The sequence below is a fragment of the Paenibacillus sp. AR247 genome, from assembly GCF_002968895.1.
GTDB classification, from domain to species: domain Bacteria; phylum Bacillota; class Bacilli; order Paenibacillales; family Paenibacillaceae; genus Paenibacillus_AQ; species Paenibacillus_AQ favisporus.
This window is the reverse complement of sequence record NZ_PCZT01000006.1, coordinates 42,909-50,875: the sequence shown is the minus strand read 5'-3', so window position 1 is coordinate 50,875 and position 7,967 is coordinate 42,909. Positions and strand designations below refer to the sequence as shown.

The 7,967-nt window shown below is 54.1% G+C and carries 7 protein-coding genes and 1 pseudogene; all 8 read right to left on the bottom strand.

Annotated features, from left to right (window positions below; all coding sequences use genetic code 11):
* The coding region (locus CPT76_RS05115; protein ID WP_105442146.1) for an ABC transporter ATP-binding protein at positions 1 to 1,164 on the bottom strand (1,164 nt) is incomplete at its 3' end.
* Positions 1,165 to 1,208: 44 nt separating this feature from the next.
* Positions 1,209 to 1,331 (bottom strand): hypothetical protein, encoded by a 123-nt coding sequence (locus tag CPT76_RS38985; protein WP_258168095.1) that lies wholly within the window; start codon positions 1,329 to 1,331, stop codon positions 1,209 to 1,211.
* Between the two features lie 446 nt (positions 1,332 to 1,777).
* On the bottom strand, positions 1,778 to 2,173 hold the full coding sequence (locus CPT76_RS38980; protein WP_258168094.1) for a hypothetical protein: 396 nt from the start codon (positions 2,171 to 2,173) through the stop codon (positions 1,778 to 1,780).
* A complete protein-coding gene (locus tag CPT76_RS38975; protein ID WP_258168168.1) occupies positions 2,164 to 3,375 on the bottom strand; it encodes a dynamin family protein in 1,212 nt (403 codons plus the stop codon). Before CPT76_RS38975 ends, CPT76_RS38980 begins: the two co-directional genes overlap by 10 nt.
* The gene (locus CPT76_RS38970; RefSeq protein WP_258168093.1) at positions 3,372 to 4,745 is read right to left on the bottom strand and encodes a dynamin family protein; all 1,374 of its coding nucleotides are present in this window, start codon (positions 4,743 to 4,745) and stop codon (positions 3,372 to 3,374) included. The genes CPT76_RS38975 and CPT76_RS38970 overlap by 4 nt, the downstream gene beginning before the upstream one ends.
* Positions 4,746 to 4,932: 187 nt before the next feature.
* A complete protein-coding gene (locus tag CPT76_RS05105) occupies positions 4,933 to 5,205 on the bottom strand; it encodes an NAD/NADP transhydrogenase alpha subunit (RefSeq protein WP_076170940.1) in 273 nt (90 codons plus the stop codon).
* Between the two features lie 32 nt (positions 5,206 to 5,237).
* A pseudogene (gene nth / locus CPT76_RS05100) lies at positions 5,238 to 5,913 on the bottom strand (endonuclease III).
* Positions 5,914 to 6,002: 89 nt separating this feature from the next.
* Positions 6,003 to 7,967, bottom strand: a 1,965-nt coding sequence (locus CPT76_RS05095) for an S-layer homology domain-containing protein (RefSeq protein WP_105442145.1), incomplete at its 5' end; no start/stop codon positions are given.

Below are 7,967 nucleotides of genomic sequence, written 5' to 3'. Positions count from 1 at the left end.
GTTATACGCATGCATCAGCAGCTGGATGACCGTCGATTTCCCTGATCCGGTTCCGCCGAGCAGGCCGATGACCGATCCTGGAGGCGCATCCAAATTAATGTCCTGGATAGCGGCCAGCTTATTACCATAAGCAAAGGTAACATGTTCAAAAGTGACATGCCCTTTCACTTCGTCGGAAGACAGAGCGACGGCATTGTCTTTATCCTTGACGTCAATCGGCTGGTTCAGGAGCTCGAGCACCCGCTCTCCCGAAGCTTCCGACTGCGTGTAGTTGTTGATGAGATAACCGATATTCCACATCGGTCCGATAATGTACCAGATCAAGCTGAAGAAGGCAACGAGCTCGCCCAGCGACAGTGATTGGTGAATGACCAGCGTGCCTCCGACGCCGAGGAGCAGCACGACGCAGATGGACGCGAGAAGCTCCATGACCGGAAAGTAGCGGCTCCACAGACCCGAAGCGAAGATCTGGTTGTTTTTGTAGCGTTCATTACGCACGGAAAACTTGTCGACTTCGTGAGGCTCACGCGCAAATGATTTGACCGTACGAACACCTGTAATGTTCTCTTGTACCGAAGTCGTCAGCGCACTCAGCGCCAGGCGCATTTCCTGGAACGCCGGGTGGATCTTGCCTTCGAACTTCAAGGCGACAAACACCAGGAACGGGATGCTGATCATGGTAGCGAGCGTCAGCTGCCAGCTGATGGACAGCATCATGACCGCCCCGAACACAACCATGAGAATCGTGTTCAAAATTTGCGGGATACCAAAGGCGATAAATTGACGGATCGCTTCGAGATCCCCGGTCAGACGGGACATCAGGTCGCCGGTTCTGGCCGTGTCGTAATAGCGGAAAGACAAAACTTGCAGCTTCTCGTAGCAGCCGTTACGCAAACGGTATGCCAGATAGTTCCCTAGTCTTCCGCCGAGCATGCCGCTTAAAAACTGCATGACGGCTTTGAGGGTGACGACACCGATGACGGTGAGCGCCAGAGCGGGAACAAGCTCAAAATGCTTCGGAACGATCGCTTCGTCGATCAGCTTCCGGAGCAAATTCGGGGTAACAAGCCCCAGCGCAGTAGCTATGGCGAGGCAGAGTATAGATAAATAAAGAAAACTGCGCTTCGCCCAAAAAAAGCCCTGCATTTGCCTGAGAACATTCATGGTTCTCCTCCTTCGAGTCATGTGAATGCTTGAAAATCATTCGCTTAAGTTCCCCCTGTGAGCCCGTGCAGCTCGGTTTTGAAGATGTCGGCATTTCGCACCGGAATCGTTCCGGTGACATACACGCTGCCGTGATCGAACTTCGGTTCTTCAAACGTCCCGCGCATATTTTCGCCGCTTTGTCAATGGTTCGGCATTAACTGGATATAATCCGGGTTTACTTATCAAATCATGCCAAATCCTCTCAATCTCTGCGCTTCCCTATAAAAAGCCGGGTGGTGCTGTAAAAGCGCTTCCTGACTTGGGGGAAAGCTTCCATTTTTCGGTGTCCGAAACGGTCTTCGAGAGGTTAGCGTTACGGTCAGTACCTGGACTTGCCACCCCTACATATTGAAAACAAAAAAGCCCCTGTAACAGGGACTTCGGCATTGAAATTACCGGCTTAGCCGGTGATGGGGAGTATTTAGCTGACATCATTCATTCCTGTTTTGCATGAGGTTCTGAGTGAACGGTCCTTATCGACTGCTCTGTGGCCATCAGTACGACGAGCTAGGTCTCGAAACAGCTATCGACCAAACACGAATCGGAGTCTCCTCCGTGACCGTACGGTTTCCTAAGATGTCATTCGCTGTTCAATATGAAGCAGTTCGGCGGCGAGGGTATCCCACGTCTCCGGCCGTTCGCCCTGTTCCAGCGAGGCGGTCAGCGCATCGACCGTTTCCTTCAGCTGCTCCTGCAGGGTGCCGGCCTGCCTATGCTGGGCATCCCCCATCCGCTGCGCGTAAAAATCAGACAGTAGCCCTTCCTGAGCGGATACTTCGCGGCTCAGCGCTTCCTTAATCTGTTCTTCTACAGCCGCACGCATTTTTTCGCGTCCTCCGCCTTCAAAGAAAGCCTTCGGCGATTTAAAATATCCCCAGGCCGCGTTCCAGTCGACGATGCCTTCCAGCTGAACTTCCTTAAGCTCCGGCGTTTCCCACTCCTTTTCCTCCGGCGGATTCAGAACCAAACCGGCATCCAGTGCGGATATATCCTCTGTCGTCTGTACGGCGGCCGCATGCACGATTTGTTGCCTTTGTTCTCCAATCGAAGCGTCGTGGCCAGCAGCTCCTGCTCCAGCTCACGGACGAGCGTCCGTTCCAGCTCGCGTCCGCACCCGGCAAACACCCGCTTCAGCTGACCCGCATCCTCACGCAGAACGGAAGGATGAAACGTTTCGTTAAAAAAGTCACCCATTCCAAAACCGATGCGCTGTCTGACGTGGAACAGCAGCTCTTTCGTTTCCTGTGCAATCAGGTTCCCCTGCTGCATTGTGGCAAACTGCCCAACAAGCCCCTTAGCCTGCTCGGCTGTCCGGACCAGATCCTGCTTGCGCCGCTGCCTGCTGCCTGCATCCTGCCGGGACAGACGCGCCCATTCCTCCGCCCTTTTCCGTGCAGCCGACACCTCGGATGCGGCGGCTTGGAGGGACAGCTTGGGCAGCTCTTCCCCGGCGAAGACTCCGAGCGCATCCTCAAATGCGCCGAGTCCCGATTGCGCCAGCATAACTTCATCTCCGCCCAGCTTCGCCTCGAGCGCGGTCATGCTGGAGAGGGGGTAAATATGCGGCAGCCGGATGCCCCGGGCTTTCAGGTTGCCGTCCACATGCTTGACGACCTGCTCCAGCTCTTCCTGGGAAGCAGCCAGATCGGCCGCGTTGACGATGAAAAACATTTTATCGAGGGCAAAGCTGTCCTTCACCCGGCCGAGCTGGGTGAGGAACTGCCTGTCACCCTTGGAAAACGCGTGATTATAATACGTTACAAAAACGATGGCGTCCGCCTGCTTCATATATTGGAACGTCACGCCGGTATGGCGGGCGTGCAGTGAGTCAGCCCCCGGCGTATCCACGAGCACGATTCCCTGCTCCGTCAGCGGAGAGCTGTAATACAGATCAATCCGGTCGACAAAGCACGATTTGGTCTCATCGGCTACAAAAGAGCGGTACTCCGTCATATCAACGGTCTGAACGCTGCCCAACAGCGGTTTCGCCAGGTCCCAGCCCGAGGCAGCCGCCTTGAGAAATCCGTAATGCGGCAGGCCGGCCGGATGAACACCTTCCGGCTTCATGGAACGTACCGCCTCAAGCCAGCTGTCGCCTTCCGGCTTGCTGAGCTGGAGGATCGAGAAGGAATACGCCAAATCGTCCTGGAAGGCCTCGGCCGACTTCATTTGCACCCTGGCCGTTCCACCGTGCCCTCCAACAGTTCCGGACCGATGACCGGCATCCGATCGGCAAGCTGCTGATCGCGTTCCTCGTTCCAAATCCGGTGGGACTGTCCCCAGCGGCGCAGCAGCTCCTGAAGATGCCACCCGATCTGGGAGGCGCACTGCTCCCGCAAAGACGACAGAAAGCCTTCCAAGCGCTCCTGCTTCTCCTGCTCCGTCTTCGCCCCGGCGAACAGAAAGCCCTTCTTGAAGCCCGGCTTGCGGCTTTCGAGAAACAGCTGCGCCCGATCCCGGAGATCGGCCGGCGTCAGGTTGGCATTCTCGAGCAGTCCTTCCGCCTCACGGCGGACCGATTCCCGCTCCAGCTGCCGGATATTCGCAAACCGTTCGATCTCCTCCCTGAGGGCGCCCATCTCCCGTTCCAGCTCCGCCGCCTTTTCGGCGCCTCCCATCTCCTGCAGCAGCTGCTCCATGTCCTCCTGCAGCGAATCGGCGAACTGCGCCGTATGCTGCTCGGCGATATGACGCGCGGAACAGTCGATGCTGTAAGACAATAGCGGTCCCCGCTGGGCGATCAGCTCCTGCACCAGGCCATCCAGCTGAGCCCGCTGGTTATACGGATGCTCCGGATTCTTCAGCGAGATAAACAGCAAATTCTCGTAATGCACCTGCCACCGCTTGAAAGCCGCCTCCACTTCCTGGCGGTAGGTATCAAAGGATAGCTCCCGCTCCCGGTGCTTATCGATTTGGTTGACGATCAGGTACAGCGGTTTGCCCCAATCCGACAGGCTCTTGGCAAACACCAAATTGTTTTCGGACTGGACATGGTTATAGTCCATCACATACAGAACGACATCCGCCAAATGAAGCGCGGAGTGAGTCGCTTTTTGATGGCCGTCGTCCGTCGAATCCACCCCGGGTGTATCCATGAATACGCCGTGCTTCCCAAGCAGGGGAACATCATCCCACACTTCCACCGATGAATAGTCACCACCGTTGGTGCAGTACTCGTATAGTTCCTTTAGCGAGACTTGAAGCGGGTCCGCGGTCTCTCTCGGGGCTTCATCCCCTGCGCCTGCGGCCGGATAGATCAGGGCGCGCGGCTCGCCATTTCGGATGGAGACGACGTTGGCGCTGGTTGGCACCGGACCGGATGGAAGCACCTTTCGCCCGCCTAAGGAATTGATCAGACTGGATTTTCCCGCCGAGAAATGGCCGCAAAAGGCGATGGTCATTTCCCCGGCGTCTGCTTTATGTATTAAATCGTCGATGAGACTCGCCGATCTCGCATCGCCCCAAGCGGCAAGCTGCTCTTTCAGTGGCTGCAGCGCAATAGATCCTTGGCTAGCTGTAGTTTGGACAGTGAACGACATGCTGACTACTCTCCCTTGTGTCAATTGACCGAATGAGGCGGCTCTGACGCTTTTTGCCGGAAAACCCATTCAAATAGTTTTATTTTAACATTCCACCGATGGGTTGGAAATCATTTTGCCGGACAAAAAAAATAAAACCGAATACCATTCGGTTTTATCCTGGGCCTTACGCTGCATAAACAGGCCGTTAAATCGACGCGCTTTCCAGTTCCGGAATCAAAATTTCAAAGACTTTGCCGTGCTGCAAAATCGTCAAGCCACGGGACTTGTCCTTCATGACAACGACTTCAGGCTTAACGGACATCCGGTCCAGGTAATGCTCAGGCACGTCGCCCGAATGGCTCACCGTGATTCCCTCGACTTCCTTCTCTTCGTTTTCACTCAGTTTGCTTTCCACAACCGCGTCAAAAATATCGGAAAACATTTCAAAATTGTCTGTGTACACCGAAATGCATTTCATCTAAATCCCATCCTTCTCCATCTTTGTTCTTCCTATCCTGTATGTTCCTTATCTTTTCTGATTTGGGACGTCTTCATTACGTTTTTTTCCTTCACGGCACACATCGAGCAGCGGACATACCTGACATTTCGGATTCTGTGCCTTGCAGTGATACCGGCCGAAGAAGATGAGCCTGTGGTGCGTGATCGTCCACTCATCCTTGGGCACCCGCTTCATCAGCTTTTTCTCCACTTCGAGCACGGAGTCCTTCCAGCCCGCCAGAGCAAGCCGCTTGGATACCCGCTCGACGTGCGTATCCACCGCAATCGCCGGAACGTCAAATGCATTCGACACCACCACATTGGCCGTCTTGCGTCCTACGCCGGGAAGCTGTACCAGCTTGTCATGTTCTCGTGGAACCTCTCCGCCGTACTGTTCAATCAGAATGCGGCACAGGTTGTGGATGTGCTTTGCTTTGTTCCGGTACAGGCCGATCCGGCGGATATCCTGTTCGAGCTCCTCCAAGGGAACCGAAACATAATCCTCAGGCGTTTTATACTTTTGAAAAAGATCCTTGGTTACCTTGTTTACCGTTTCGTCCGTACACTGGGCGGACAACAGAACCGCGATCGTCAGCTCGAACGCATTGCTGTGGTTTAATTCACAATGCGCGTCAGGGAACATCGCTCCGATCGTGTCCAAAATATAGCGAACGGTTTCAGCCTTCATGCGAAGTACCTCCTGCAAAAAAAAACGTCCTGACGCGGGTAAGAACCCCGCATCAAGACGGTGTATCTTATGACCATTCCCAAAGCATACTATTGTTTCTGTATTTCTACAATCGTTCCATTGTTTAAATACAATACAATAGTATCATTTTCTTTCAGGGATTGCACGGTCAATATCGTGTCACCTTGGTGAATATATGCGCCAGGCGAAAGCGTGTATAGGTTGGCATCATTGACATTTTGCCGTTTCACATATATTTCCTTCGCATAACTGTCATATTTCCAGTAGGTTTGGGTCGTTACGTTCAGCACCTTGACCACGGCATTGCCGCTTTCGTCCTTGCGGACTTCGACACGGTTGCCCGCAGCCAGGTTCCCCAGGCTCAGAGCGCTGCCGGCGTCATTGACGATTTTCGACCCGGTTCCGAGCTTGAACGTTTCCGTCGTGCCGGCATAATCCTTCACCGTAATGCTTGGTGATGCCGCAGAAGAATCCACCGCCGTGATTTGGCCCGTCGTCAGCTTCACGATTTGTGCGGCAGCCGCGTTTGTTCCGTTAAACGTCACGTTGAGGATCTGTCCGGCACGAATATCCGCCAGCTCCACCGCCTGTCCGTTATCTCCTGTCAGTGCGGCTTTGTCCAGATAGAACTGGCTCGTCACGCCATCCTTCTTCACCGTAATTCGGCTGCTGGTATAGTTCATGTCCACGACTTCAAATTGAACCGTCGATTTCAATAGAATGGACGAAATGGCATCCTGCGTCGCATTCAGCACAAGGGCGACATCACTGCCGATCTTCACGTCGGACAGCGACGCGTTGCTCTTGCCATATGCCTGTACGGCCGGATTACTGTATGGCAGCACGAGTGTTTCCCCGCCAGGGGTGACCACAGTCATCTTCTTGGCAGCCGTATCGATCGCGGTTACCTTGCCGTCGTACTGGTAAATGACCTCAAGCGTCAGCGCCCGGTTCGTCAGATAGCTGACGTTCACTTTACGGCCGGTCGTCAGCAGCGATTCGATGCCGGACAGCGTCGGATTGGCCGTGTTGTACACCAGCTTGGTTTTATCGTCGAGCGTCACAACGAACGGTTTTTTGTTGGCATCCATCAGCGTGAGCAGCTTCGTCTTCGGTTCATAGGATACGACCGAGGCTCCGCGTTTTTGCTCCATCTGGCGGTTCAGCACTTCGATTTTGGTTACCTGCTCGTCAGGATTCAGCGTAATTTGCACCTGGTCGCCAGCGGTGGAATCCGCGATCAAATCGCTAAGAAGCGGTGCGCTGATGCCGCTGATGACGATTTCCGGCTTGCTGGCAAGAAGCTTCACTTCAAGTGCTCCGCCGTCCCGCTTGTAGGTGATGGTCGAGCCGTTTGCTCCAACCTCATACAAGGAGCCGCGAATCGTACGCTCTACTCCCTGTTTTAATTCAATGGATTGAATAACGTTGTTCCTGATCGTGTAATTAATGGTCGAACCTGCTTTCAGTTCGGACGGAGACAGAATTTCATTCTGGTAACTGAAGAACGAGTTGGCATCCCAAGTGTAGCTCTCGAGATTGCCCGCGTCATTTTTGATGACGAGCGACTTGGTGGCCGTATCGATGCTCTGCAGCGTTCCGGTGCCCGTCTTGTTCACGATCCCCGATTTCACTTGAACGATGACCGTTTTCTTGGCGGAGCTGAACGTTTCACGAGATACCGATACCTTGCTGCCGACCGCGATAGCGGAAGGATCGATCTTCGCACCGTTCTGATCCAGGAACGTCGTGCCCGCATCATATGTAAACTGCTGGAACGTGCTGTTCGTTTCGATCCAGAGTATGTTCCCCGGAGACAGCTTCTGGAACGTTCCTTCCGTGCTTTCCAGCTGAACGGTTGGATCCGTCACTTCCACATACCCTGCCTTCGTCCCGCTGCCGATGACCATCACTTTGGTGTACGGCTTCAGTTCCGTAAAGGCAATCTTCGTTTCCGAATCCTTTGTAAAATATCCGGTTGACGCATCAAGGGCGTAGCTCTTCACACTGCCGTCTACATACAAATCAAGCTT

Bases quoted from the DNA above. Each gene is read 5' to 3' on its own strand.
- CPT76_RS38985 (WP_258168095.1), bottom strand. From the start codon at position 1,331: ATGCGCGGGACGTTTGAAGAACCGAAGTTCGATCACGGCAGCGTGTAT.
- CPT76_RS38970 (WP_258168093.1), bottom strand. From the start codon at position 4,745: ATGTCGTTCACTGTCCAAACTACAGCTAGCCAAGGATCTATTGCGCTG.
- CPT76_RS38975 (WP_258168168.1), bottom strand. From the start codon at position 3,375: ATGAAGTCGGCCGAGGCCTTCCAGGACGATTTGGCGTATTCCTTCTCG.
- CPT76_RS05105 (WP_076170940.1), bottom strand. From the start codon at position 5,205: ATGAAATGCATTTCGGTGTACACAGACAATTTTGAAATGTTTTCCGAT.